General features: G+C 70.2%; 25 protein-coding genes and 1 tRNA gene. 11 read left to right on the top strand and 15 right to left on the bottom strand.

Features of this window, described 5'->3' with window-relative positions:
- Positions 1 to 43: 43 nt before the first annotated feature.
- Positions 44 to 775 (bottom strand): TlyA family RNA methyltransferase, encoded by a 732-nt coding sequence (locus VGN45_RS06820; RefSeq protein ID WP_327460684.1) that lies wholly within the window; start codon positions 773 to 775, stop codon positions 44 to 46.
- The gene (locus VGN45_RS06815) at positions 772 to 1,662 is read right to left on the bottom strand and encodes a LysR family transcriptional regulator (RefSeq protein WP_327460682.1); all 891 of its coding nucleotides are present in this window, start codon (positions 1,660 to 1,662) and stop codon (positions 772 to 774) included. The genes VGN45_RS06820 and VGN45_RS06815 overlap by 4 nt, the downstream gene beginning before the upstream one ends.
- Before the next feature lie 128 nt (positions 1,663 to 1,790).
- Between VGN45_RS06815 and VGN45_RS06810 the strand changes: the two genes are divergently transcribed.
- The 3 genes from VGN45_RS06810 (at position 1,791) to VGN45_RS06800 (ending at position 3,081) form a co-directional block, all read left to right on the top strand.
- A complete protein-coding gene (locus VGN45_RS06810) occupies positions 1,791 to 2,351 on the top strand; it encodes a carboxymuconolactone decarboxylase family protein (RefSeq protein ID WP_327460680.1) in 561 nt (186 codons plus the stop codon).
- A 62-nt stretch (positions 2,352 to 2,413) separates the two neighbouring features.
- On the top strand, positions 2,414 to 2,569 hold the full coding sequence (locus VGN45_RS06805; protein ID WP_327460678.1) for a hypothetical protein: 156 nt from the start codon (positions 2,414 to 2,416) through the stop codon (positions 2,567 to 2,569).
- Between the two features lie 29 nt (positions 2,570 to 2,598).
- Positions 2,599 to 3,081, top strand: coding sequence for a YHS domain-containing (seleno)protein (locus tag VGN45_RS06800; protein ID WP_327460676.1), 483 nt, complete (start codon positions 2,599 to 2,601; stop codon positions 3,079 to 3,081).
- Here the strand turns inward: VGN45_RS06800 and VGN45_RS06795 are convergent, their stop codons facing one another.
- The 4 genes from VGN45_RS06795 to VGN45_RS06780 form a co-directional block, all read right to left on the bottom strand.
- A complete protein-coding gene (locus tag VGN45_RS06795) occupies positions 3,082 to 5,874 on the bottom strand; it encodes a valine--tRNA ligase (protein ID WP_327461240.1) in 2,793 nt (930 codons plus the stop codon). It lies immediately after the preceding gene.
- A gap of 105 nt (positions 5,875 to 5,979) precedes the next feature.
- On the bottom strand, positions 5,980 to 6,576 hold the full coding sequence (locus VGN45_RS06790; RefSeq protein WP_327460674.1) for a DUF2497 domain-containing protein: 597 nt from the start codon (positions 6,574 to 6,576) through the stop codon (positions 5,980 to 5,982).
- A gap of 106 nt (positions 6,577 to 6,682) precedes the next feature.
- Entirely contained in the window at positions 6,683 to 8,236 is a 1,554-nt protein-coding gene (locus VGN45_RS06785) for a TolC family outer membrane protein (RefSeq protein ID WP_327460672.1), read from the bottom strand.
- Positions 8,237 to 8,357: 121 nt separating this feature from the next.
- Positions 8,358 to 8,990, bottom strand: coding sequence for a protein-L-isoaspartate O-methyltransferase (locus tag VGN45_RS06780; RefSeq protein ID WP_327461238.1), 633 nt, complete (start codon positions 8,988 to 8,990; stop codon positions 8,358 to 8,360).
- Positions 8,991 to 9,157: 167 nt separating this feature from the next.
- Between VGN45_RS06780 and VGN45_RS06775 the strand changes: the two genes are divergently transcribed.
- Positions 9,158 to 9,231, top strand: a tRNA-Cys gene (locus VGN45_RS06775).
- 17 nt (positions 9,232 to 9,248) lie between these two features.
- Here VGN45_RS06775 and gatA read toward each other — a convergent pair.
- Genes gatA through VGN45_RS06755 form a run of 4 tightly spaced genes read right to left on the bottom strand, consistent with a single transcriptional unit; the run spans position 9,249 to position 12,200 of the window.
- Positions 9,249 to 10,727 carry an Asp-tRNA(Asn)/Glu-tRNA(Gln) amidotransferase subunit GatA gene (gatA, locus tag VGN45_RS06770; protein ID WP_327460670.1) on the bottom strand — a complete coding sequence of 493 codons (1,479 nt, stop codon included), beginning with the start codon at positions 10,725 to 10,727 and terminating at the stop codon, positions 9,249 to 9,251.
- Complete coding sequence (gene gatC / locus VGN45_RS06765) at positions 10,724 to 11,011, bottom strand: Asp-tRNA(Asn)/Glu-tRNA(Gln) amidotransferase subunit GatC (protein WP_327460668.1); 288 nt, start codon at positions 11,009 to 11,011, stop codon at positions 10,724 to 10,726. The genes gatA and gatC overlap by 4 nt, the downstream gene beginning before the upstream one ends.
- Before the next feature lie 56 nt (positions 11,012 to 11,067).
- Complete coding sequence (locus VGN45_RS06760) at positions 11,068 to 11,685, bottom strand: class I SAM-dependent methyltransferase (RefSeq protein WP_327460666.1); 618 nt, start codon at positions 11,683 to 11,685, stop codon at positions 11,068 to 11,070.
- Positions 11,682 to 12,200 (bottom strand): hypothetical protein, encoded by a 519-nt coding sequence (locus VGN45_RS06755; RefSeq protein WP_327460664.1) that lies wholly within the window; start codon positions 12,198 to 12,200, stop codon positions 11,682 to 11,684. Before VGN45_RS06755 ends, VGN45_RS06760 begins: the two co-directional genes overlap by 4 nt.
- A 72-nt stretch (positions 12,201 to 12,272) precedes the next feature.
- Here VGN45_RS06755 and ruvX point away from each other — a divergent pair, with 72 nt between their 5' ends.
- Genes ruvX through pyrC form a run of 4 tightly spaced genes read left to right on the top strand, consistent with a single transcriptional unit; the run spans position 12,273 to position 15,938 of the window.
- Positions 12,273 to 12,737, top strand: coding sequence for a Holliday junction resolvase RuvX (gene ruvX / locus VGN45_RS06750; protein WP_327461236.1), 465 nt, complete (start codon positions 12,273 to 12,275; stop codon positions 12,735 to 12,737).
- Entirely contained in the window at positions 12,737 to 13,660 is a 924-nt protein-coding gene (locus VGN45_RS06745) for an AEC family transporter (protein WP_327460662.1), read from the top strand. Before ruvX ends, VGN45_RS06745 begins: the two co-directional genes overlap by 1 nt.
- A gap of 23 nt (positions 13,661 to 13,683) precedes the next feature.
- Positions 13,684 to 14,667, top strand: a complete 984-nt coding sequence (locus tag VGN45_RS06740) for an aspartate carbamoyltransferase catalytic subunit (protein ID WP_327460660.1) — start codon at positions 13,684 to 13,686, stop codon at positions 14,665 to 14,667.
- On the top strand, positions 14,664 to 15,938 hold the full coding sequence (pyrC, locus tag VGN45_RS06735) for a dihydroorotase (protein WP_327460658.1): 1,275 nt from the start codon (positions 14,664 to 14,666) through the stop codon (positions 15,936 to 15,938). The genes VGN45_RS06740 and pyrC overlap by 4 nt, the downstream gene beginning before the upstream one ends.
- Here the strand turns inward: pyrC and ygiD are convergent.
- The 4 genes from ygiD to VGN45_RS06715 form a co-directional block, all read right to left on the bottom strand.
- On the bottom strand, positions 15,935 to 16,690 hold the full coding sequence (gene ygiD, locus VGN45_RS06730; RefSeq protein ID WP_327460656.1) for a 4,5-DOPA dioxygenase extradiol: 756 nt from the start codon (positions 16,688 to 16,690) through the stop codon (positions 15,935 to 15,937). The two genes, pyrC and ygiD, sit on opposite strands and share 4 nt — an antisense overlap.
- Complete coding sequence (wrbA, locus tag VGN45_RS06725) at positions 16,690 to 17,292, bottom strand: NAD(P)H:quinone oxidoreductase (protein ID WP_327460654.1); 603 nt, start codon at positions 17,290 to 17,292, stop codon at positions 16,690 to 16,692. The genes ygiD and wrbA overlap by 1 nt, the downstream gene beginning before the upstream one ends.
- 89 nt (positions 17,293 to 17,381) lie before the next feature.
- On the bottom strand, positions 17,382 to 17,780 hold the full coding sequence (locus tag VGN45_RS06720; RefSeq protein WP_327460652.1) for a hypothetical protein: 399 nt from the start codon (positions 17,778 to 17,780) through the stop codon (positions 17,382 to 17,384).
- A gap of 25 nt (positions 17,781 to 17,805) precedes the next feature.
- Positions 17,806 to 18,681 (bottom strand): D-alanyl-D-alanine carboxypeptidase family protein, encoded by an 876-nt coding sequence (locus tag VGN45_RS06715; RefSeq protein WP_327460650.1) that lies wholly within the window; start codon positions 18,679 to 18,681, stop codon positions 17,806 to 17,808.
- Positions 18,682 to 18,779: 98 nt separating this feature from the next.
- On the opposite strand from VGN45_RS06715, the gene VGN45_RS06710 reads away from it, so the two are divergent.
- From VGN45_RS06710 to VGN45_RS06700, 3 genes are all read left to right on the top strand, one after another.
- The gene (locus VGN45_RS06710) at positions 18,780 to 20,120 is read left to right on the top strand and encodes an MFS transporter (protein ID WP_327460648.1); all 1,341 of its coding nucleotides are present in this window, start codon (positions 18,780 to 18,782) and stop codon (positions 20,118 to 20,120) included.
- Positions 20,117 to 20,926, top strand: a complete 810-nt coding sequence (gene mazG / locus VGN45_RS06705) for a nucleoside triphosphate pyrophosphohydrolase (protein ID WP_327460646.1) — start codon at positions 20,117 to 20,119, stop codon at positions 20,924 to 20,926. Before VGN45_RS06710 ends, mazG begins: the two co-directional genes overlap by 4 nt.
- A gap of 262 nt (positions 20,927 to 21,188) precedes the next feature.
- Positions 21,189 to 21,680 (top strand): hypothetical protein, encoded by a 492-nt coding sequence (locus tag VGN45_RS06700; RefSeq protein ID WP_327460644.1) that lies wholly within the window; start codon positions 21,189 to 21,191, stop codon positions 21,678 to 21,680.
- 20 nt (positions 21,681 to 21,700) lie between these two features.
- Here VGN45_RS06700 and hflX read toward each other — a convergent pair whose 3' ends face one another.
- Positions 21,701 to 23,026, bottom strand: coding sequence for a GTPase HflX (hflX, locus tag VGN45_RS06695; protein ID WP_414643401.1), 1,326 nt, complete (start codon positions 23,024 to 23,026; stop codon positions 21,701 to 21,703).
- Positions 23,027 to 23,158 lie beyond the last annotated feature (132 nt).

The raw sequence follows: 23,158 nt of genomic DNA, 5'->3' as shown, positions 1-23,158 counted from the left end.
TCTCCGCCCCGTCGGGCCGCAAGCCGCCGAGGCGTCGCGCCCGTCAGGCCTGGGTCGCCCACAGCAGCCATTCCCGGTTTCCGTCGCCCCCCTCGATCGGGCTTTCCGCTGTGGCGCACACGCGCCAGCCGACGCTCTCCAGCCACGCCATGACCCGGTCCAGCGCGGCCCGTCGCGCCTCGGCGTCGCGCACCACCCCGCCCCGGCCGACGTCGGCTCGCCGTTCCATCTCGAACTGCGGCTTGACCAAGGTCACCAGATCCGCGCTTGACGCAGCCAACCCCAGCGCGGCGGGCAACGCCTTGGCCAGGCCGATGAAGCTGACGTCGCAGACGATCAGGTCAGGGGCCTGCGGAATCAGCCCGGACGTCAGGTCGCGCGCGTCGGCCGCATCGAGGTTCACCACGCGCGGGTCGGCCGCCAGAGTCGGGTGCAGTTGCGCCGTACCGACGTCGACGGCGTAGACCCGGACCGCGCCGGCCCTCAGGCACACCTCGGTGAACCCGCCGGTCGAGGCGCCGACGTCCAACACCACGCGCCCCTCCACCGAGATCGGCCAGATCTCCAGCGCATGCGCCAGCTTCAAAGCGCCGCGCCCGACCCAATCGTGCGCCTCCCGCACGGTCAGCGCTGCATCCTCGCCCACCTTTTGCGACGGCGAGGTCGCCTGAACGCCGTCGACCGTCACCCCGCCCGCCTCGATCGCCGCCCGGGCTCGCGCCCGGCTGGCGACCAGACCGCGTGCCACAAGCTCCTGATCCAGCCGCCGCCTCATGCCGCGTCCAGCCTCAGCCGCGGCGCCACATGGTCCAGAAAGGCCCGCGCCCGAACCGGCAGGGCCCGCCCCGTCCACACGGCGTGCAGGTCCACGGGCTCTCCAGTCCAGTCCGTCGCCACCCGAACCAGCTTCCCCTCGGCCACACAGGCTTGGGCGGCGAAACTGGGCAGCAGGGCCACGCCGGCGCCCTCTCGCGCCAGCCGGTGCACCACGGCCCCGTTCGAAGAGGAGGCCCGCCCCGCCAGCTCGACGTCCATCTTTTCGTCGCCCTTCGTCAGCCGCCAGCGCGCCGCCGAGGTCGTCCCCGTGAAGCCGATGCCCTCGCGGGCCAGCGCCCCACGCAGATCGGGATCGGCCTCGACCCGCGCGGCCGTCGCGGGCGTGCCCACCAGCAAGCGCGCATAGGCGCCGAGACGTCGCGTCGTCAGGGCGCTGTCGCTCAAGGCGCCCAGCCGGAATGCGAGATCGATCCCTTCGGCCACGAGGTCCAGCCGCGCGTCCGTCGCCGCCACGTCGACCCGAACCCGCGGCCAGCGCTCCAGAAAGTCGGTCAGCAGCGGCGCCAGCACCCGCTCACCGAACACCACCGAGGCCGACACGCGCAGACGCCCTGCCGGCTCCCGATCCGCGCCCGCGGCGGCGGCGATCAGGGCCTCCTCCTCGGCCAGCAGGGTCAGGGCCTGCTCATAGACCCGCTGGCCGGCCTCCGTCGGCGACAGCCGCCGGGTGCTGCGCAGCAACAGTCGCGCGCCCAGCCGCGCCTCCAGCGCCGCAACTGCCCGACTGGCCTGGGGCTGAGACGCGCCGATCTCCGCCCCGGCGCGGGTGAAGCTGCCGGTCTGCACGGTGCGCACGAACAGCCTCAGGGCGTCGAGTCGGTCCATGCCGCTCCATTCATGCAATCAAGGCATAAGTCAAAGGCTGAATTGACGCCTTCCGAACAGGGTTCGCGACGCTCACCTTGGTTCCCGACGACGCGATCCCCGCGCCGCCCCCGCCAAGGACACCCGTCATGAGCCAGTTCCCCATTCACACCGTCGACACCGCCCCGGAGGCCAGCAGGCCCTATCTGGACGGGGCGAAGAAGGCCTTCGGCCTGATCCCCAACCTGGTCGGCGAGTTCGCCGAGAGCCCGGCCGTCATCGAAGGCTACCTCGGCCTCGCCGGCGCGCTGAAGAAGTCCGGCCTGACCGACCTGGAACGCGAGATCGTGTTGATCTCCGCCTCGGTCGAGAACGGCTGTCACTACTGCGTGGCCGCCCACACCACGGTCACCCAGGCCCAGGGGCTCGACCAGAGCGTCATCGCGGCGGTCCGCGCCGGAGGCCCGATCGCCGACGCACGACTGGAAGCCCTGCGCGCCTTCACCGTCGCCGTGGTGCGGGAGCGCGGCTGGGTCTCGGACGCCGAGGTGACCCGCTTCCTCGACGCCGGATGGACCCGGGCCAATGTGCTGGAGGTCGTCCTGGGCGTCGGGCTGAAGACCATCTCCAACTACGTCAACCACATCGCCGGCACCCCGGTGGACGCGGCCTTCCAGGCCAACGCCTTCGCCCCCGCCCGCGCCGCGTGAGGCCCGGCGGCCGCGAGACCTCCCCGTCTCGCGGCCCTTGGCCGTTACTGGAGATTCCCCCCATGTCCCGCTTTCTCGCCGCTCTGATGTCCCTCGGTCTGCTGGTCACCATGGTCGGCGTGGCGGGCGCGGGACAGCGTTCGTCCCTGATCGCCGACCAACCCGTCGCCCCGTTCGTCGATGACTTCGGTAACCGCGCGCCACTCGCCGCCGAATAGGGCTCTACCCCCTCTCAGGAGCCCCGCCCATGATCCGCCTCGCCCTCGCCGCCGCCCTGGCCCTCGCCGTCCCCGCCGCGCCCGTCATGGCCCAGTCGACGGCAGCGCACGCCTCCGTCTCGCACCCGGCGGTTCACCAGTCGGACGACGGCCTGGCGATCGGCGGATACGACCCCGTCGCCTATTTCGACGAGGGCCGTCCGGTCGTCGGCTCGGCCGCCCACCAACTGGAATGGAACGGCGCGACCTGGCGCTTCGCCAGCGCCGCGCATCTCGCCGTATTCCGCGCCGATCCGGCGGCCTATGCGCCGCAGTTCGGCGGCTACTGCGCCTGGGCCGCAAGCCAGGGCTACATCGCGCCCGGCGACCCGCAGGTCTGGCGCATCGTCGACGGCCGCCTCTACCTGAACTTCAACGCCCGCGCCCAGGCGCTTTGGGAAGACGACGTGCCCGGCGCGATCGCCCGCGGCCAGGCCAACTGGCCGCGCATCCTGACCGACAATCAGGGCTGATCAGCCCAGCGCGGCCAGCCGTTCGCGCGCCGCTTCCAGACGGGCGCGGTCGGCCTGGGCCCCCGCCAGCTTGTCACGCTGCTCCTGCACCACCTCGGGGGCCGCGCGGGCGACGAAGTTCGGGTTGTCCAGCTTCTTCGAGAACACCACGACGTCCGCCTCGATGGCTTTGACCTCCTTGTCCAGCCGCGCGCGCTCGGCCGCCACGTCGACCAGGCCGGCCAGGGTGAGCGCCGCCGCCCCGCCGCCGGCGACGAAGGACACCGCGCCCGACGGGGCCTGATCGGCGACCGCGACGTCCGACACGCGCGCCAGTCCCGCCAGCAGATCGCGGTGCCGCTCCACCCGCGCCGCCGTCGCCGGCTCTGGCACGATGAAGGTCAGCGGCGGCTTGGTCGTCGCCACGCCCATCTCGCCCTTCAGGGCCCGGATCGCCTCGACCACCTCGATCAGCCAGCCGATCTCCGCCTCGGCCCCGGCGTCGACTAAGGCGTCCGGCAGCTCGGGCCAGGCCGCGCCCAGCAGCATCCCCTCGTCACGCGGCGCGCCCGCCTTGCCCAGCTCGGCCCACAGCTCCTCGGTGATGAAGGGCATGACGGGCGCCAGCAGCTTGATCGTCTGGTCCAGCGCCCAGGCCGTCATCGCCCGCGTCTCGGCCTTGGCCGCCTCGTCGGCGCCTTGGAACACCGGCTTGGCCAGCTCCAGATACCAGTCGCAGAACACGTTCCAGACGAAGCGGTACAGCGCCTGCGCCGCCTCGTCGAAGCGTCCGGCCTCCAGCGCGGCCGACGTCGCCCGCTCCGCCTTCGTCAGCTCTCCGCGGATCCACAGGTTGAGCGTGGAGGTGACGCCGGCCGGGTCGAACCCGGCCACCCGCTCGCACTCGTTCATCTGACTGAAGCGCGCGGCGTTCCACAGTTTGGTGCCGAAGTTGCGATAGCCTTCAATGCGTTGCTTCGACAGCTTGATGTCGCGTGTGCCCGACAGGATGGCCATGGTGAAGCGCAGGGCGTCGGCCCCGACCTCGTCGACGATCTCCAGCGGATCGATGACGTTGCCCTTGGACTTCGACATCTTCTGGCCCTTCTCGTCGCGGACCAGGCCGTTGATGATCACCCGCTTGAAGGGCGCCTCGCCGGTGAAGTGCAGGCCCATCATCATCATCCGGGCGACCCAGAAGAAGATGATGTCCGCCGCCGTGACCAGGTCGCTGGTCGGATAGAACCGCTTCAGATCCGACGTCTTCTCCGGCCAGCCCATGGTCGAGAACGGCCACAGGGCCGAGCTGAACCAGGTGTCCAGCACGTCCTCGTCCTGCGTCAGCGGCAGGTCGCCGGCCTGGGCCCGCGCCTCCTCCTCCGTCTCGGCCACGAAGATCTCGCCGTTCGGGCCGTACCAGGCGGGGATGCGATGGCCCCACCACAGCTGCCGGCTGATGCACCACGGCTCGATGTTGCGCAGCCATTCGAAGTAGATCTTCTCATAGCTCTTCGGTTCGAAGACCGTGTCGCCCTGCTCGACGGCCTTCAGCGCCGGCTGCGCCAGCACCTTGGCGTCGACGTACCACTGGTCCGTCAGCCACGGCTCGATCACCACGCCCGACCGGTCGCCGTGCGGCACCATGTGGCGGGTCTTCTCGATCTGCTTCAGCCAGCCCTCTTCCTCGGCCCGGGCGACGATGGCCTTACGCGCGGCGAAGCGGTCGAGGCCACGGAGGTCTGCCGGAATCGCTTCGGAGACCGCCTCGCCGGTCAGAGCCTCGTCAGCCATTTGCACGCCATCGACTTCTGCTCGGTGGCCAAAGCTGAAGTCGTCGAACGTGGACGACTTGATCCGCCCGTACTGGTCCATGACATTGATGACCGCCAACCCAGCGCGCTTCCCGACTTGGAAGTCGTTGAAGTCGTGCGCAGGCGTGATCTTCACGGCGCCCGAGCCCTTGGTCGGGTCGGCATAGTCGTCGGCGACGATCGGGATGCGGCGGCCCGTGATCGGCAGGATCACCGACTTGCCGACCAGCCCGGAATAGCGCGCGTCGTCCGGATGCACCGCCACGCCGGTGTCGCCCAGCATGGTCTCGGGCCGCGTCGTGGCGACGACGATGTGGTCGCGCGTCTCCCATTCCGTCGCCTGGCCGTCCTCGTCGAAGGCGACCGGGTGCTCATAGGTGACCCCGTCCGCCAGCGGATAGGCGAAGTGCCAATAGGCGCCGTCGACCTCCTTCTGCTCGACCTCCAGGTCGCTGATCGCCGTCTGGAAGTGCGGATCCCAGTTCACCAGCCGCTTGTCGCGATAGATCAGGCCTTCCTTGTGCAGCTGCACGAAGACCTTGCGCACCGCCGCCGACAGACCCTCGTCCAGGGTGAACCGCTCGCGCGACCAGTCGCAGCTGGCGCCCAGCCGGCGCAGCTGGCGCACGATCGTGCCGCCGCTCTCGGCCTTCCACTTCCACACCGTCTCGACGAAAGCGTCGCGGCCCATGTCGCGACGGCCGACGTTGCCCGCCGCCGCCAGCTGACGCTCCACCACCATCTGGGTGGCGATGCCCGCGTGGTCCGTGCCGGGCAGCCACAGCACCGCCTTGCCCCGCATCCGGTGATACCGCGCCAGCACGTCCTGCAGGGTGTTGTTCAGCGCATGGCCGATGTGCAGGCTGCCCGTCACGTTCGGCGGCGGGATGACGATGGAATAGGTCTCGCTCGCGTCCTCGCGCGGCGCGAACAGGCCGCTCTCTTCCCATTGAGCGTACAGCCTGGGCTCGGCGGATTTGGGGTCGAAGTTCTTCTCAAGCATGGGGGTCGTCTCGGTCATGGCGGCGCGTCTGTCCAGCGCGCGCAAAGGAAAAGGGCGGCTCCACCGGGGAGCCGCCCTGAAAAGGGGTTCGCGGTGTGCGAGGGCTCAGCCGGCCTGGCGGGCGAGGCGTTCGACTTCCTTGCGTACCTGCGCCTCGACGATGGCCGGCAGATTGGCGTCCAGCCATTCCTTCAGCATCGGGCGCAGCAGCGAGCCCACCAGGGCCTCCAGCGATGTGCCGGCGCCGGCGGGCAGTTCGGGCTCGGCCGGTTTGCGGACGGCGGCAGTCAGGCCGGCGAAGGCGCTGACTGCGGCTCCGGCGGCGGCGGCGCCGATCAGGCCTTCGCTCGATGGGGCGGGCGCCGCGGCGGCGGCCGGGAAGGGCTCGGGCTCGGGCACCGGCGCCCAGGCGGGCTCCGGCGCCGACGGCGTCACGTCCAGATCGCCGATCGTCTCGGCGGCCGGCTCCTCATAGCGGTCGGTCAGCTCCAGCACGTCGTCGTCTTGGATCGACGGCGTCTCGTCCATCATGGCCGGCGAAACCTCGACTGGCTCGGGCTCGGGCTCATGGGCGGGTTCGGGCTCGGGCGCGGGCGCCGAGGCCTGGGCCGTTTCGGCCGGCGCGTCGTCCTCGGAGATGATCCGGCGGATCGACGCCAGGATCTCCTCCATCGTCGGTTCCTGGGCGGTCTGATCGGTCATGGCTCAACCTTGGACGGAGGCGGCGACGGCCGCCGACGGCGTGAAGGGACGCCCTGTCGTCGCACCATCGGCAGGCGGAATCAACGGACGTTTTTCGCCTGTCAGGTTAATACGGACGCAGTTCGCCCGGCGCGGTCTGAATGACGTCGCCCTTCAGCCGTTCGTCGATGGGCGCGTCCGGCGCGTCGGGCGTCGGCACGATCTGCGGCGCGGCGATCCGGTCGAGCGCCTCGATGGCGCCGTCCCACGGCAGGGCGCCGCGGTTGCGCACCCGCTGATAGTTGGCGGCGGGATCATAGACCTCGGTCCCCGGCGCCAGCAGGCCGATGTCCAGCCGGCCCATGGCCAGCAGCAGATTGGCCTGGGCCACGTATTCGTTGCGCCGCGCGGTGGCCAGGGCGACCTCGGCGTTGCGCAGCTCCAGCTCTCCGTTCAGCACGTCCAGCGTGGTGCGCAGGCCAACCTGGGCCTCCTGCCGCACGCCCTCGGCGGCGACGGTGGCGGCGCGCACCGCCTCCTCGCCCGCGGCCACGTTGGCGCGGGCCGAGACCAGTTGGGCATAGGCGTTCGACACCGACTGAAGCACGCCGCGACGCTCGCCCTCGACGGCGATCTGGGCGGCGTTGGCCTGTTCCAGGGCCTGGCTGACGCGCGAGGCGTTCAGGCCGCCGGTGAAGATCGGCACCGAAAGAGTCGCGCCGGCGCGGAAGGCGGTCTCGTCCGCCAGCTGGCCCAGATCGCCCAGGTCGTCGGTCGACCCGCCATAGCTGGCCGTGGCCCGCACGGACGGCAGATATTCGGCGCGCGCCAGGGCGACGCGGCCCTCCGCCGCGGCCAGGCCATAGGTGGCCGAGCGGACGGACGGGTTCTCGACCAAGGCTATCGCCAGCGCCGCGTCGAAATCGGCCGGCACGGCCAGCGACGGCAAGGGGGTCAGGGTGCCGGGCGCCTGGCCGACGACGGCGGCATAGGCGGCGCGGCTGACGGCCAGCTGGGCGCGGGCGTTGGCCCGGTCCGCCTGCGACTGCGCCAGGCGCGCCTCGGCCTGGGCCACGTCGGTGCGGGTGATCTCACCCACTTCGAAGCGGGCGTTGGCTTCGTCCAGCTGGCGCTGCAGCACCGTCAGGTTCGACTCGCGGATGCGCAGTATCTCTTCGTCGCGCAGCACGTCGGCATAGACCTGGATCACCGAAGCCAGCACCTGCTGCTCGACCGAACGCAGATTCTCGCGCCCCGCCATCACGTTGGCCTCGGCCACCGAAATGCCCAGGCCGATCCGACCGCCCGACCACAGGGTCTGCGACAGGCCGATGCTGACGCTGCCCGAGGTGGAGTCGCTGTTCGACGCCGGCACATTGATCGTCCTGTCCGGAATGCCGTCGGCGTCGGTGTCGATCTCGCGCGAGCCGCCGGCGCTGTCCGAAAAATTGTAGTTCGCGCTGGCCGAGACGTCGATCGAAGGGCGCAGGCCGGCCCGCGCCTGGGGCACCGATTCGTCCAGCGCCCGCTGATTGGCGCGCTGGCCCAGCACCGTCGGATTGGTGCGATAAGCCAGATCGGCCGCCTGCTGCAGCGTGTCCTGGGCCAAGGCGGGCGCGGACAGCCCTGCCGCGAGGGCCAGGACGGCGGCGGAGACCAACGCTCGGGTGCGGTTCAGCATGTTCAGACCTTGAGACCCGCGCCGGGGGAGCGGCGCCGTAGTTTGACCGAGGTAAGTGCGGAAACCCTCTCCCGCACGCCAGTTAAGTTTTATTCACGCGCAGGGGGGGGGTGTTCCGTCGTCACAGGGCGAAGGCCGGGGCCGGACGCAGGGCCTCCAGAACCGGCGGCGCGGCGTCGAACAGCTCGCGCCGCGACACCCCGCCCTGCTCGCCGCGCACGTACAGCACCGCGCGGCCGACCGGCCCGCTCCTCTCCACGAACACCGCGCGCCCGCCGGGCTTCAACGTCTCCAGCCAGGCTTCCGGCCGAACCGGCACGCCGCCTTCGCTGACGATCAGATCCCAGTCGCCGCCCGTCGGGTGGGTGAAGGGTCCGACCACGGCCGCGACGCCCTGTTCTTCCAGCGCGGCGCCGACCACGTCGAACACCGCGGGATCGGCCTCCTGCGCCGTGACCGTCAGACCCATCCTCGCCAGCACGGCGGCGGCATAGGGCGCGGCGATCGCCAGCGCCGTCTCGCCCTCGCGCGGCACGGCGAACTGCAGCATCTTGGCGACCTCGCGGACCTCCATCAGGCTGCGGCCCGCGGCGATCTCGACCTCGACTTCGGCATAGGCCGAGAACGCGCGGCCCGGGGCGCAGAACTTTTCGCGCGGCACGGCCAGCAGCGCCGCCTGCAGCGCCCGGTCGGTGACGTCGTTGACGCGGACCTGGCTGTCCACCATCGCCTTGCGCGCCGCCGCCATGTCCATCTTTGTCATCCGCTGTTGATTTAGGCCGCGCTTATAGGCCAAGCCGCGCCCGTGGGGAACCGTCCATACGGTCGCCGACCGCGGATTTCAAAGGCGCGTTGCGGCGCGTGATCCGATCTGATAGCTGACGCCCCTCGCGATGACCCGGGCCCGTTCCACGGCCCCGCGGCCTGATGGCGGAGTGGTGACGCAGCGGACTGCAAATCCGTGCACCCGAGTTCGATTCTCGGTCAGGCCTCCATCGCGACCTTTATCAGATCACCACCACTTCTCCGGCCGGGCCGTGAAGCCCGCCGCGCGTTCCAGCGCGTCCGCCACCTGGAACACGGTCGCCTCGTCCAGAGCCTTGCCGATGACCTGCAGGCCCAGCGGCAGGCCGCCGGAGTCCAGACCCGCCGGCACCGAGATGCCCGGCAGGCCGGCCAGGTTGGCCGTCACCGTGAAGATGTCGTTCAGGTACATCTGCAGCGGGTCGATCTGCTTGTCGCCCAGCGCAAAGGCCGCCGACGGCGTCGACGGCGTCAGGATCGCGTCCACCCGGCCCCAGACGTCGTCGAAGTCATGGGCGATCCGGCGGCGCACCTTCAGCGCGCGGACGTAATAGGCGTCGTAGAATCCGGCCGACAGCACATAGGCGCCGATGGTCAGGCGACGCTGGACCTCTTTGCCGAAGCCCTCGGCGCGCGAGGTCTCGTACAGGTCAGCGAGCGACCTCACCTCGGTCGCGCGGTGCCCGAACCGCATGCCGTCGTACCGGGCCAGGTTCGACGAGGCTTCGGCCGGGGCGATGATGTAATAGGCCGGCAGGGCGTATTTGGTGTGCGGCAGGCTGATCTCGACGATCTCGGCGCCGCCGTCCTTCAGCCACTGGACGCCCTGGTCCCACAGCTTCTGGATCTCGGCGGGCATGCCGTCGACGACGTACTCCTTGGGCACGCCGATCCGCAGGCCCTTCACGCCCTTGTTCAGCGACTGCGTCCAGTCCGGCGTTTCCACGTCCAGGCTGGTCGAGTCCTTGGGGTCATGTGAGCACATCGAGCGCAGCAGGATGGCCGCGTCCTCGACCGTCTTCGTGATCGGCCCGGCCTGGTCCAGAGAGCTGGCGAAGGCCACCATGCCGAACCGGCTGGCGCGGCCGTAGGTCGGCTTGATCCCCACAGTTCCGGTGAAGGCGGCCGGTTGGCGGATCGATCCGCCGGTGTCCGACGCGGTGGCGGCCAGGCACAGGTCGCCCGCCACGGACGACGCCGACCCGCCGGACGAGCCGCCGGGGGTCAGGTCGGCGTTGGACGCCTTGGACTTCCACGGATTGACCACCGGTCCGAAGGCCGAGGTCTCGTTGGACGAGCCCATGGCGAACTCGTCCATGTTCAGCTTGCCCAGCATCACCGCCCCGTCGCGCCACAGATTGGCGGTGACGGTGGACTCGTACGGCGGCACGAAGCCGCGCAGCATGTTGGAGCCCGCCGTCGTCTGCACGCCGTCGGTGCAGAACAGGTCCTTGATCCCCAGCGGCGCGCCTTCCAGCGGCCCGGCCTCGCCGGACTTCAGCCGCGCGTCGGCGGCCCGCGCCATGCCCAGCGCCTTGTCGGCGGTGACTTCGACGTAGGCGTTCAGCGTCGGATTGGTCGCCTCAATGCGGCCCAGGAAGGCCCTGGTGATCTCTTCCGACGAGAAGTCGCGCGCCTTAAGCCCTTCCAGCGCGGCCTTCAGCGTCAGCCCGGTCAGCCCGCTCATTCCACCACCTTCGGCACGACGAAGAAGCCGTCCGCCGATTTCGGCGCGTTGGACAGCACGGCGTCCACCTTGGCGCCGTCGGTCACCACGTCGTCGCGCAGGCGCAGCGGCTGGGCCACGTTGGACGTCATCGGCTCCACGCCGTCCACGTCGACCTCGTTCAGCTGCTCGATCCAGGCCAAGATGCCGTTCAACTCGGCGGCCAGCGGCTCCAGCCGCTCCTCGGGCGTCTTGATGCGGGCGAGATGCGCGACCTTGCGCACCGTCGCGGCGTCGATGGCCATGCGGCCCTCCTGCACGTGCGGTGAAGGCGCGGGATTAGCCGCGCCTCGGTCGAATCTCAAGAACGGTGCGCCAGCACCGTGATCCAGACGCCTTCCTCATCGACGTCGCGCCGCTCCCAGCCGACCTCCAGCGCGTGGCGGCCGAAAAGGGCGACCATCTCGTCTCGGGGCCAACGGACGATGTGATAGGCCCCACCGTCGGATCCGTGCTCGATGAAGTCCTCGTCGCCTTCTTGGAACGACAGCAGCAGCGTACCGCCGGGCCGCAAGGCGGCGGCGATCCGGGCGACGACGTCCGGCGCCGAGGCCTTTTCGATGTGCTGGATGACATAGAGGGCGACGATCCCGTCCCAGGGCCCGCCCAGATCGTCCGACAGCAGGTTCAGCCGCTCGACGCGCTTGCCGCGCTCGGCCTGCACGGCGATGAATCCGTCGGACACGTCCGTCCGCTCGACTTCGAGTCCCCTCGCTTCCATCACGTTGGCGTCCCAGCCGGGGCCGGACGCCACCTCCAGGACGCGCGCCTGGGCGCCGACCGCAGCGATGAATCCGTCCAGAGCGTCCGAACCGGTGGGCGACCGGCTGGGTTCCGTGGCGGCGGCATATCTGGCGGCATAGGCGTCGTAGGCCTCGACCGTCCTGCGGTTCTTCTCGCTTGAGTCCATATCGGTCATTGCGCCGGGGTCACCGTCACCGTCTCCGGCGGCGCGCCCTCCGCTCCGGGCGCCCAGCCCAGGATCATTCGGCGCGTGCGCGAGCCGATTTCGCTGGTCTCCGGGTCCATCACGCTCTCGTCGATCTCCAGTTCGACGCGACCCGGCCCCGTCGAGAGGACGCGATAGTCCAGCACGTCGCCGATGCGGAACACGCGCCAGCCCTCCGCCGGGCTCAGAAAGAAGGCCGCATGGACGTACAGCCCGTTCATCGCCGGGTCGCCGCCGGCGGTTCCGAACAGCTTGGCGGTCAGTGTACCCTGGCCCTGAATCTCGTCCAGCTCGACCACGGCGGCGGCGTGCTGCAAGTTGACGTCGGCGTCGGCGGTCACCGTCTGCGCCGGCCCAGCGGGCGTCAGCGGTCCGGTCGCCAGACGCTCGGCCGGCTCGGGATCTTGGACCGGTCCGTCGGCAGGCGCGTCGCACGCGGCCAGCGTCAGAAGGGCGGCGAGCGACGGCAGCGTCAGGCGGGTCATCGGCGATCTCTCCTCGGTTTTGAAACCAGCTTGCGCCTTGACTTGCCCGCGCGCCAGTCGCACCGCCCCCGGGTGATCGATCTGACGCTTGAACAACTGGCCGGGGCCACCCCGCCCGACACCCCCTGGTTCGGCCTGGACCTGGGCGAGAAGACCGTCGGCGTGGCCGTCAGCGACCTGTCGCGCACCATCGCCAGCCCCTTGCAATTGATCCCCAAGGTCAAATTCACCCAGGACGCAGAACGCCTTCTGGCCTTGATGGACGGCCGCGGCGCAACGGGCCTGGTCATCGGCCTGCCGCTCAACATGGACGGGACGGAGGGTCCGCGCGCCCAGTCCTGCCGCGCCTTCGCCCGCAATCTGCAGCGCCTGCGCGCGGTGCCCGTCGCCTTTCAGGACGAGCGACTGTCGACCAGCGCGGTCGAGCGCTTCCTGATCGAAGACCTGGACCTCAATCGCAAACGCCGCGCCCAGGTGATCGATCGCACCGCCGCCGCCTGGATCCTGCAGGGCGCGCTGGATCGGCTGAGGGGCTGATGGCCGCCTTGCTCGCCGGCGTCCTGCCGGTCTTCGTCCTGATCGCGATCGGCTACGGCCTGCGCAAGTCCGACTTCCTGCCCGACGCGACCTGGCGGCCGATCGAGAAGCTGTCGATCAACCTGCTCTATCCCGGCTTTCTGATCCCCGCGATCTGGAGCGCAGACATCTCCGGCGGCGGCGCCGGCGCGGCGGGTCTGGCGGCGGTGACTTCGGTAGTCATCATCGCCTCGATCACCCTTGTGCTGAAGCCGCTGATCCGGCTGGACGGCCCGGCCTACACCAGCGTCTTTCAGGGCGTGATCCGCTGGAACAGCTTCGTCTTCCTGCCGGTCATCCAGTCGGTCTACGGCTCCGACGGTCTGGCGCTGGCCGCCGTGGTCATCGGCGCCATGATCCCGGTGACCAACATCTTGTGCGTCGTGGTGCTGGAGCGCTGGGGCGCGGACCGCAAGCCGATGTCGCCGCTTTCATTGGCCCGCGCGATCATCTCTAACCCCATTCTGGTCGCCTGCCTGATCGGCCTGGCGCTCAATCTGGCCGGCGTCCCCCGCCTGCCGGGCCTGTCCGACACGCTGGAGCTGCTCGGCGCCGCCGCCCTGCCGCTGGGTCTGATCGTGGCCGGCGCCGGCCTCAGCTTCGCCGAGGTGGCGCGGCGCAAGGTCACGATCGCGGCGGTGACCTTCGTCAAGCTGATCGTCACCCCGCCGCTGATGTGGGGCCTGTGCGTGCTCTACGGCGGCGATGCGACGGCCCAGGGCATCGCCCTGATGTGCGGCGCGGCCCCCGGCGCGGCGGCCAGCTACATGCTCGCGCGCCAGATGGGCGGCGACGCCCCGCTCATGGCCGGCATCGTCGCCCTGACGACCGTCGCGGCCGCCGCCGTCATCCCGATCCTGCTGGTGCTGTTCCATCTGGCCTGAGTCTGGCCTATGACGCGGCTTTGATGACCGAAGCCGCCGTCCCCGACGCGATCCGAGAGCGGCTGACGCCGTTTCCGGCCGACCATTTCCTGTCGGCGACCGACCTCAATCCCCCCGCCGCCCACGCCCTGTTGGACCTCGCGGACGCCTTCGCCGAGCACAATCGCCAGCCCTCGCCGCGCCCGCTGGACCTGATGGCGGGGCGCACGGTCGTGAACCTGTTCTTCGAGAACTCGACCCGCACCTCTTCCTCTTTCGAGATCGCGGCCAAGCGGCTGGGCGCCGACGTCGTCACCATGCCCGTCCAGGCCTCTTCGGTCGCCAAGGGCGAGACCCTGATCGACACGGCTGTGACCCTCAACGCCATGGCGCCGGAGATTCTGGTCGTCCGTCACGGCGCGTCCGGCGCGGCGCACCTGCTGTCGCAGAAGGTCGGCTGCGCCGTCGTCAACGCCGGCGACGGGCGGCACCAGCACCCGACCCAGGCCCTGCTGGACGCCCTGACCATCCGCCGCGCCTTCGGCGACGTCGGCGGGCTGACGGTCGCCATCTGCGGCGACGTGGCCCACAGCCGCGTGGCCCGCTCGAACATCGCTCTCCTGTCCATGCTGGGCGCCCGCGTCCGCCTGGTGGGCCCGCCGACCCTGATCCCCTCCGCCGCCGCCCGCTGGGGCTGCGAGGTCTTCCACCACATGCGTGAGGGCCTGGCCGGCGCCGACGTCGTCATGATGCTGCGCCTGCAGCTGGAGCGGATGGAGGGCGCCCTGATCCCCTCGACCCGTGAATACTTCCGCTTCTGGGGTCTGGACCGCGAGAAACTGGCCTGGGCCGCCCCGGGCGCGAAGGTCATGCACCCCGGCCCCATGAACCGGGGCGTCGAGATCGACTCCGACGTCGCCGACGACCTGTCCGTCTCCCTGATCCAGCAGCAGGTCGAGATGGGCGTCGCCGCCCGCATGGCCGTGCTGGCCGCCCTGACCGAGCGCCGCCACGGAGGCGACCGATGAGCGCGTTCGCCGTCGTCAACGCCCGCCTGCTGGACCCGGCGTCCGGTCTGGACGCCGTCGGCGCCGTATTGGTCGAGGACGGCCGCATCGTCGACGTCGCCGCCGGCGGCGGCGCCCCCTCGGGCGTCGACACCATCGACGCCGACGGCCTGTGCCTGGCCCCCGGCCTGATCGACGTCCGCGTCAAGACCGGCGAACCCGGCGCCGAGCCCAAGGAGACGCTGAAGTCGGCCAGCCTGGCCGCCGCGGCCGGAGGGGTCACGTCAATGGTGATCCAGCCCGACAGCGACCCCGCCGTCGACGATCCGGCCATGGTGGATTTCATCCACAGTCGCGGCGCGGCCCTCGGCCTCGTCCGCGTGCTGGCCGCCGGCGCCCTGACCCGCGGCTGCGCGGGCGAGCGCATGGCCGAAATCGGCCTGATGTCCGAGGCGGGCGCCGCCTACTTCACCGACGGCGACCGCACGGTCGTCAACAGCCGGACCCTGCAGCGGGTCATGAGCTACGCCGCCGCCTTCGACGCCCTGATCGCCGTTCGCCCGGTCGAGCCCTGGCTCAGCGAGGGGGCCGTGGCCACCTCCGGCGACGCGGCGGCCTGGTCCGGCCTGCCCTCCGCCCCGGCGCTGGCCGAACGCATCCAGCTCGACCGCGACCTGGCCCTGGCGGAACTGACCGGGGGGCGGCTGCTGATCGATCTGCTCTCGACCGAGGCGGCGCTGGAATCGCTGGACCGCGCCCGCGCACGCGGTCTTGAGGTCGCCGCCAGCGTCTCGATCAACCACCTGTGCTTCAACGATCTGGACGCCGGCGACTGGCGCACCTTCTACCGGCTGGATCCTCCGCTACGGGCCGAAAGCGACCGGCTGGCGATGATCGAGGGCGTCCGCGACGGCCGCATCGAGGTGATCACCTCGGCCCACTCCCCCGCACCCGCGGAGGACAAGCGTCGCCCCTTCGCCCAGGCCGCGCCAGGCGCCGTCGGGCTGGAGACGCTGCTGCCCGCGGCGCTCAGCCTGCACCACGAGCATGAACTGACCCTGCTGGAGGTGCTCCGCCCTCTGACGCTGGGTCCGGCCGAACTTCTGGGTCTGGACGGCGGCCGCCTGACCGCCGGCGCCCCGGCCGATCTAGCGCTGTTCGATCCGAACGCGCCCGTCGTCGTCGACGCCGACGCCCTACGCTCCAAGTCCAAGAACTCTCCCTTCGACGGCCGCCGTCTTCAGGGCAGGGTCGCGGGGACCTGGGTCGCGGGGCGCCGCGTCTTCGGCTAGCCGATCCGCACGCCCGTCATCGAGATCGAGCCGCCTTCGATCACGTCGTTGAAGAAGCTCACCGCATCCCCCGCCCGCCGCTGCGCCGCCACGTAGAGCAACGGCAGGAAGTGCTCGTCGGTCGGCACGCTCAGCTGCGCCTCCTCGGCCAGGTCGACCCAGTTCGCCAAGGCGTCCACGTCGTCGCGCAGGATGGCGTCCTTCACCGCTTCATTGAACGAGGTCGCCCATGGATAGGCGTCTCCGCCGGTCCGCTTCCAGGTGCGCAGATTGTGCACGAAGTCGCCGGACCCGGCGATCAGCACGCCCTCGTCGCGCAGGGCGTTCAGCCGCCGTGCCGTCTCCACGTGCCCCGCCGCGTCAAGCCGCCGATCCAGCGACAGCTGCACGACCGGCACGTCGGCGTCCGGCCAGACGTGGGTCAGGACCGACCATGTCCCGTGATCCAGGCCCCACGTCTCGGTCGGCACGGCTCCCGTCAGTTCCGCGACCCGCACCGCCAGTGCCGGCGACCCGGGCGCGGGGTAATCGTAGGCATGCAGTTCCGCCGGGAAGCCGCCGAAGTCGTGGATCGTCTCCGGCCGCGCCTGCGCCGTCACGCCCAGCCCGTCGGCTTCCCAATGAGCCGAGACCATGACGACGCCGGCGGGCCTGCCGATCTCACGGCCCAGATCGCGCCAGGCGGCCGCATAGGGTCCGCCCAGCGCGTTCATGGGACTGCCGTGGCCGAAGAAGACGGCCGGGGTCGTCATCAGCCGAACAGCTTCTTCGCCGTCTCCGCCACGTAGCGGCCCTGCCAGCGGGCGCCGTCCAGCTCATTCTCGGACGGCATGCGCGAGCCGTCGCCGCCGGTGATGGTCGAGGCGCCATAGGGACTGCCGCCGGTCACTTCGTCCAGCCGCATCTGGCCCTGCCAGGCATAGGGCAGGCCCGCGACCACCATGCCGTGGTGCAGCAGGGTCTGGATCAGCCCGATCAGCGTCGTCTCCTGACCTCCGTGCTGGGTCGCGGTGGAAGTGAAGGCCGCGCCGACCTTGCCGACCAGGGCGCCCTTGGCCCACAGCGGCCCGGTCTGATCCAGGAAGTTGCGCATCTGGCTGGCGGCCGTGCCGTAGCGCGTGCCGGCGCCCACGATGATGGCGTCATAGCCGGCCAGCTCGTTCACCGTGGCGATCGGCGCCCCCTGGTCCAGCTTGTAGCCGCTGGCGCGGGCCAGCTCCTCGGGCACCAGTTCGGGCACGCGGCGGACGTCCACCGAAGCGCCCTCGACCTGACGCGCGCCGTCCGCCACGGCCTCGGCCATGATTTCGGTGTGGCCATAGGTGGAGTGGTAAAGGACCAATATCTTCGGCATGTCGCCCTCCGTCTGAAATCGCGGCCGCAATTCGCAACCGATACGGTGACGGATATGGCGCCCGGGCCCGGGGCTTCAAGCCCCCTGCGTCAGAATGGACAGACCCTGTCGTAGAAGGCGCGGTCCCCCGGCGCGGTTCCGCCCTCCTCCAGCCGATAGCGGTGCTCCACCACCATGGCCTGCTGCTCGATGTTCAGCCCTTCCCAGACGCACTCGGGCACGGGCGCATAGGCATAGGCGGCCGGTCCGTCCCCCGCCTTCAGCTTGCCGATCAGCAAGTTGACCCCCGCCTGCGCCTGATGGACGTGAACCAGCTCGTGCACGAAGACGGCGCGGATCGACAGCGGCGCCGCGCTCAGGTCGGCTGTCAGGGTCGCGCGCGGCCAGCAGATCCAGTCCAGACCGAACCACCGCCCCGGCACGAAGGCCCGCGGAAACGGCGTCGCCAGCACCCGCACGCGGCCGACGTTCAGCGCCGCGCCGAACACCCGCGCCGCCAGCGCCGCCTCGCCCTCAGTCAGTCGGGTGAGAATAGGCCTCGGTCTCGGGCGTGGGCCCGGTCCATTCCCAGTGCCAGGGTTCGAAGACATAGGGCACGAATCCAAATCGGTGGGCGTTGGCGACCAGCCAGCGGTACGTCGCCCCCCGGCTCATGTGCTGTCGGCTGGCGGGGCTGGTCGAGTCGACCCCCAGCCCCTCGACGTGACCGACGTACAGGTCCACCGCCGTGCCGGTGCGATGGGGCGAACACACCGCGCGCCGCTGACCGTCGCAGTTCCGTTCCGCCGCACAACGCGCCGCGTCGGCCCCCGGGTCCCGCCAGCCGGAGAAGATCTGCAGAAGCTCCGGATCGGCCGCGATCTCCGGAACCTCGCGCCGTGCCGCCGCGCGCAGGGCGCGATAGGCGTTCAGCACGTCATAGCGCAGCAGCCGCGTCTGCCGGTCGGCGTGCTCCTCGTCCAGCTGCAGATAGCCCAGGTCGCGCTGGTGCGGCGGATCGGGGCAGTCCTCGCCGCGCACGCGCGCCATGATGAAAGGGCGCCGCTCCTGCCACATGCCGCGGAAGGTCTGGAAGGTCGCGCCGTCGAACTGGCCCGTCATCGGCAGGTCGTGCGACTCCTGAAACCGCGCCAGCGCCTCGGCGAAGGCCGGCGTGCCCGGCCCGCAAGGCGTCGCCAGTTCCCTCTGCACCAGCGGCAGATAGGTCTCCCAGCCGTACTCCACCGTGCCGAACGGCGACCACTGCAGCCCCCACAGCGAGGCGCCGTTGGTCTGTGCCGAGCCGCCCCACAGTCCCGGATGCGAGGAATCGCAGACGTCCTGCGCCGCCGCGCCGCCGGCCGTCGCCAGGCCCGCCGTCGCCGCCAGAAGGAGCAGGGTCCGCCTCATCGCCGCAGAAGGCCCGACTCCCGCCCCCGCATCAAGTGCGCGCTCCCGTCACGGCGAAAAGGCTGGCAAGGTTTCCCCTTCCCGAGTCGGAGCCGCTGATGGCCGCGTCCTCTTCCCGTCGCTCCAACGCCGTGCTGGCGGCTTTCTCGAGCGTGTGCCTGCCGCTGGCGGCTTTCGGCGTGGCTCTGCCCGTCGTCCTGCCGGACTACTACGCCCGGCACGTCGGCCTCGATCTGGCGGTGGTCGGCTACATCTTCATGGCCGTGCGTGCGATCGACATCGTACTGGATCCGCTGATCGGCTCGGCGATGGACCGCACGCGCACGCGCTGGGGCCGCTACCGCCCGTGGATGGCTGCGTCCGCGCCGGTTTTGATGCTGGCTGCGCTGATGATCTTCGTCATGGTCCGGCCGGGCGCAGGGCCGGGGTATTTGTTCGGTTGGCTGCTGGTCCTCTACCTCGGCTTCTCCGTCGGCACCCTCAGTCAGCTCGGCTGGGCCTCGGTCCTGGCGCCCGAATACGATCAGCGCAGTCGCGTCTACGCGTGGTGGCAGGCGTTCAACATCGTCGGCGTCATCGCCATTCTGATACTTCCCGCCGCGATCGTTCAGCTGGGGCTGGGAGACTACGTCGCGGGGGTCCACGTGATGGGCTGGGCCATTTTCGCCGCCCTGCCCCTCACCATCAGCCTTGCGTTGGCGGCTGTTCCCGAGCCGATCAATCCGGGCGACGCCCCACATGGCGGCTGGCGCATCTACGTCGATCTCCTGAAGCGTCCGACCGTCTCGCGCCTGCTGCTGGCCGATCTGCTGCTGGGCATCGCGCCCGGCGTGACCGGCGCGCTGCTGTTCTTCTTCTTCGACGAGATCAAGGGATACGGCCAGGCGGAGGCCTCGATCTTCATGCTGCTCTATTTCGTCGGAGGTCTCTGCGGCGCCCCGATCTGGGCGCGGCTGGCGACCCGCATCGGGAAGGACAGGGCCCTGATCGTCGCCAGCGCCATCTTCGCCTCGCTCTACGTCGTCGCCACTCTTCTGCCGGGCGGCAGCTTCGCCTTGACCGGCGCGGCCATGTTCGTCGCCGGCCTGCCTTATGCCGCAGGCCTATTCCTGCTGCGTGCCATGATGGCCGACGCAGGCGACGAGGTGCGGCTGGAAACCGGCGTGGACCGCACGGCTCTGATGTTCTCCATCCTGTCGGCCACGACCAAGCTGGGCCACGTCTTCGCCCTGATCCCTTTCACCGTCCTGGGCTGGATCGGCTTCCGCGCCGTGCCGGGCCCCGAGGGCAACAGCGAGACGTCGCTGCTGGCGTTGCAAGTGATGTTCGTCACGGTCCCGGCCCTGCTGATCGCGGCCGCCGCACTGGTGCTGCGGAACTATCCTTTGACGGCCGAGCGCCACGACGAGGTCCGGCGTGCGCTGGAGGCGCGCGGATGACCCCCATCGAGCGCCTGAAACAGATCATGGTTCGTCTGCGCGACCCCGTCGGCGGCTGTCCGTGGGACGTGGAGCAGACCTTCGCCACCATCGCCCCCTACACGCTGGAAGAGGCCTATGAGGTCGCCGACGCCATCGACCGCGGCGACTTCGACGACCTGCGCTCCGAGCTGGGCGACCTGCTGTTCCAGGTCATCTTCCACGCCCGCATGGCGGAAGAAAAAGGGCTTTTCGCGTTCGACGACGTCGCCGCCGCCATCGCCGACAAGCTGGAGCGCCGCCATCCCCACGTCTTCGGCGAGGAAGCGGCCCGCCCCGACGGCGCCTCGCAGAAGCTGCGGTGGGAGGACATCAAGGCCGCCGAGCGCGCCGAGAAGGCGCAGCACGGCGTGCTCGACGACGTGCCCGTCAGCCTGCCCGCCCTGCACCGCGCCGCCAAGCTGACCAAGCGCGCCGCCCGCGTCGGCTTCGACTGGCCCTCCACCGACGAAGTCTTCGCCAAGCTGGAAGAGGAGATCGCCGAGCTGAAAGCCGAGATCGCCGCCGGCGACGCGCACAAGGCCGCCGAAGAGATGGGCGACCTCCTCTTCGTCGTCGCCAACCTGGCCCGCAAGCTGGGCGTCGAACCCGAAGACGCCCTGCGCGGCGCCAACGCCAAATTCGTCCGCCGCTTCGGCTTCATCGAGGCGGAGCTGGCGAAGGACGGGCGGAGACCGGAGCAGTCGGACTTGGCGGAGATGGACGCGCTGTGGGACGCGGCGAAGCGCCAGGAGGTCAGCGCCGTGCGGGATGGATCCAATGAATAGGTCGAGAAGAACAGGGCGGCCGAAAGTTAGGCGATCCGACGCGGAGATTTCGCGCGCGATAGACGACGATCTTCAGTCGCTGAGCCTTTTGGCCAACGCATATGACGGTGGCCACTCCGGCGCTGCCGGACCGATGGCCACCCTAATCGTCAACATCGTCGGAGCCACGGATCGGACGGCGAGTACGCGACGCAGCTTGCTCTCGTTCCCGACCCCAACGCCAGACGTCTCCCCAGCCTACATGACACCAACCAATCGCTGCGTGGTCATGCAGATGTCTTCTGGTCCGGAAGGGCACCGTGTCGATTACAAACCTTGGTCTAGGTGTGTCGCTGAGAAACCTCGGCACCAGCCGTTCCGCATCTGGTGGCCGACAGAACCAATTTTTGTGGAAGGTATTGGCGGTGCATCGGCTGACGGGATGATCCCGCTTAACCCCGAAGAGCAGTTGGGTTGGGAGTCACGACTGAAGCTTACCCGAGAGAGGTTCGTCACGGACATGCGGAACACAATGGGCGCACACCGCGACCAAGAAATTCCGACCGACCTTGCCAATTTGTATCGCTCCGCCGCATTCGGAGGGCAGCCGGCGGCCATGTCCCCAGATGGAAACATGCTGACCATTGAAAACGGCGGCATCGAGGTAGGCACTTGGCCCGCTGACGCGATGCTGCGGCACATCGCAGAGGAGGTGTTGATGGCCTACGGCCTCAAGCCGAATGACGCCTGGGACATTGAAGTGGCTGACTCCTAGGACGGCCAGCTGGTCTCAGATCAGCCGAACGCCCGCTCCCACCGCCCCAGCGCCGCCGGGTGCAGCCGCACCGTCACCCGCGTCAGCCCCTCGCCGTCCGTCTCGCGCGCCGTCACGCGCCCGTTCTCATACAGCCAGGCCAGGGCCTCGCCCTGCGACGGGTCGAGCGTCAGGGCCATCTCCGGCTCGTCGTCGATGCGGTCGGCGATGGCGCGGCGCAAGCGCTCGATCCCCTCGCCGGTCCACGCCGAGACCGGCACGGCCCCGCCCTCGCCCGCCCGCGCGGCCTGCCCTTCCGCCAGCTCCCGCGCCTCGGGCGTCAGCAGGTCGATCTTGTTCCAGACCTCCAGCACGCGCCGCGCCTTGCCCTCGACCGGCGGGATCTGCTTCAGCACCGCCTCGACGTCCTTCGCCTGCGCCTCGGTGTCGTCGGACGCGACGTCCCGCACGTGCAGGATCAGGTCGGCCTCGCCCACCTCCTCCAGCGTCGCGCGGAAGCTGTCGACCAGTTCGTGCGGCAGGTCGGAGATGAAGCCCACGGTGTCGGCGATGATCGCCGGCCGCCCCTGCGGCAGCTTCAGCGTGCGCTGCGTCGTGTCCAGCGTGGCGAACAGCAGATCCTTGGCCAGCACCTCCGACCCCGTCAGCCGGTTGAACAGCGTCGACTTGCCGGCGTTGGTGTAGCCGACCAGCGCCACCGTCGGATGCGGGGCCTTGGCCCGCTGCTTGCGCTGCAGGCCGCGCGTGCGCCGCACCTCCTCCAGCTCGGCCTTCAGCTTGACGATCCGGTCGGCGATCAGCCGGCGGTCGATTTCGATCTGCGTCTCGCCGGGGCCGCCGGTCGAGCCGGTGCCGCCCCTCTGCCGCTCCAGGTGGGTCCAGGTCCGCACCAGCCGCGAGCGCTCGTACTCCAGCCGCGCCAGCTCGACCTGCAGCTTGCCCTCGCGCGTGCGGGCGCGCCGGCCGAAGATTTCCAGGATCAGCCCGGTCCGGTCGATGACCTTGGCGTCCCAGGCCTTCTCCAGATTGCGCTGCTGCACCGGAGACAGCTGGTCGTCGACGACCACGGCCTCGGCCTCGGCCGCCCGCACCAGCGCCGCCAGCTCCTCGACCTTGCCTGATCCGAACAGGGTCGCGGGCACGGGCTTGCGCACGCGCACGATCTCCTCGGCGCGCACGTCCAGGTCCAGCGCGCGCGCCAGACCTGTGGCCTCCTCCAGACGCTCGGCCGCGGCCCGGTCCGCGCCCTCGCGCCGGTCGGGGTGGACGACGACCGCCCGGATCAGCGGGACGGCATGATCGATGGAACGTGTCGCCAAACGCGACGCACCTTTCTCTACCGTCATCCTCGGGCTTGACCCGAGGATCAGACGTTCAACGCTTTAGGGGATTGAATGGCCGCACAGGCGGGCGACCGCCGCCGCCAAAATACAGCTTGGCTTTGGATCTGGCCCTCGGGTCGAGCCCGAGGGTTGACG

This window comes from Brevundimonas sp. (genome assembly GCF_035999125.1).
Classification (GTDB): domain Bacteria; phylum Pseudomonadota; class Alphaproteobacteria; order Caulobacterales; family Caulobacteraceae; genus Brevundimonas.
The sequence above is the reverse complement of the archived record's forward strand: the minus strand, read 5'-3'. Positions and strand labels throughout refer to the sequence as shown.

What these genes read in the sequence shown, in the direction of transcription:
- VGN45_RS06755 (WP_327460664.1), bottom strand. Translation starts at nt 12,200, where the DNA reads ATGACCCGCCTGACGCTGCCGTCGCTCGCCGCCCTTCTGACGCTGGCC.
- ygiD (WP_327460656.1), bottom strand. Translation starts at nt 16,690, where the DNA reads ATGACGACCCCGGCCGTCTTCTTCGGCCACGGCAGTCCCATGAACGCG.
- VGN45_RS06805 (WP_327460678.1), top strand. Translation starts at nt 2,414, where the DNA reads ATGTCCCGCTTTCTCGCCGCTCTGATGTCCCTCGGTCTGCTGGTCACC.
- VGN45_RS06800 (WP_327460676.1), top strand. Translation starts at nt 2,599, where the DNA reads ATGATCCGCCTCGCCCTCGCCGCCGCCCTGGCCCTCGCCGTCCCCGCC.
- VGN45_RS06710 (WP_327460648.1), top strand. Translation starts at nt 18,780, where the DNA reads ATGGCCGCGTCCTCTTCCCGTCGCTCCAACGCCGTGCTGGCGGCTTTC.
- VGN45_RS06740 (WP_327460660.1), top strand. Translation starts at nt 13,684, where the DNA reads ATGACCGAAGCCGCCGTCCCCGACGCGATCCGAGAGCGGCTGACGCCG.
- VGN45_RS06795 (WP_327461240.1), bottom strand. Translation starts at nt 5,874, where the DNA reads ATGCTTGAGAAGAACTTCGACCCCAAATCCGCCGAGCCCAGGCTGTAC.
- VGN45_RS06820 (WP_327460684.1), bottom strand. Translation starts at nt 775, where the DNA reads ATGAGGCGGCGGCTGGATCAGGAGCTTGTGGCACGCGGTCTGGTCGCC.
- VGN45_RS06760 (WP_327460666.1), bottom strand. Translation starts at nt 11,685, where the DNA reads ATGACCGATATGGACTCAAGCGAGAAGAACCGCAGGACGGTCGAGGCC.
- VGN45_RS06785 (WP_327460672.1), bottom strand. Translation starts at nt 8,236, where the DNA reads ATGCTGAACCGCACCCGAGCGTTGGTCTCCGCCGCCGTCCTGGCCCTC.
- VGN45_RS06810 (WP_327460680.1), top strand. Translation starts at nt 1,791, where the DNA reads ATGAGCCAGTTCCCCATTCACACCGTCGACACCGCCCCGGAGGCCAGC.
- gatA (WP_327460670.1), bottom strand. Translation starts at nt 10,727, where the DNA reads ATGAGCGGGCTGACCGGGCTGACGCTGAAGGCCGCGCTGGAAGGGCTT.
- hflX (WP_414643401.1), bottom strand. Translation starts at nt 23,026, where the DNA reads ATGACGGTAGAGAAAGGTGCGTCGCGTTTGGCGACACGTTCCATCGAT.
- mazG (WP_327460646.1), top strand. Translation starts at nt 20,117, where the DNA reads ATGACCCCCATCGAGCGCCTGAAACAGATCATGGTTCGTCTGCGCGAC.
- pyrC (WP_327460658.1), top strand. Translation starts at nt 14,664, where the DNA reads ATGAGCGCGTTCGCCGTCGTCAACGCCCGCCTGCTGGACCCGGCGTCC.
- VGN45_RS06715 (WP_327460650.1), bottom strand. Translation starts at nt 18,681, where the DNA reads ATGAGGCGGACCCTGCTCCTTCTGGCGGCGACGGCGGGCCTGGCGACG.
- gatC (WP_327460668.1), bottom strand. Translation starts at nt 11,011, where the DNA reads ATGGCCATCGACGCCGCGACGGTGCGCAAGGTCGCGCATCTCGCCCGC.
- VGN45_RS06780 (WP_327461238.1), bottom strand. Translation starts at nt 8,990, where the DNA reads ATGGACATGGCGGCGGCGCGCAAGGCGATGGTGGACAGCCAGGTCCGC.
- wrbA (WP_327460654.1), bottom strand. Translation starts at nt 17,292, where the DNA reads ATGCCGAAGATATTGGTCCTTTACCACTCCACCTATGGCCACACCGAA.
- VGN45_RS06815 (WP_327460682.1), bottom strand. Translation starts at nt 1,662, where the DNA reads ATGGACCGACTCGACGCCCTGAGGCTGTTCGTGCGCACCGTGCAGACC.
- VGN45_RS06790 (WP_327460674.1), bottom strand. Translation starts at nt 6,576, where the DNA reads ATGACCGATCAGACCGCCCAGGAACCGACGATGGAGGAGATCCTGGCG.
- VGN45_RS06745 (WP_327460662.1), top strand. Translation starts at nt 12,737, where the DNA reads ATGGCCGCCTTGCTCGCCGGCGTCCTGCCGGTCTTCGTCCTGATCGCG.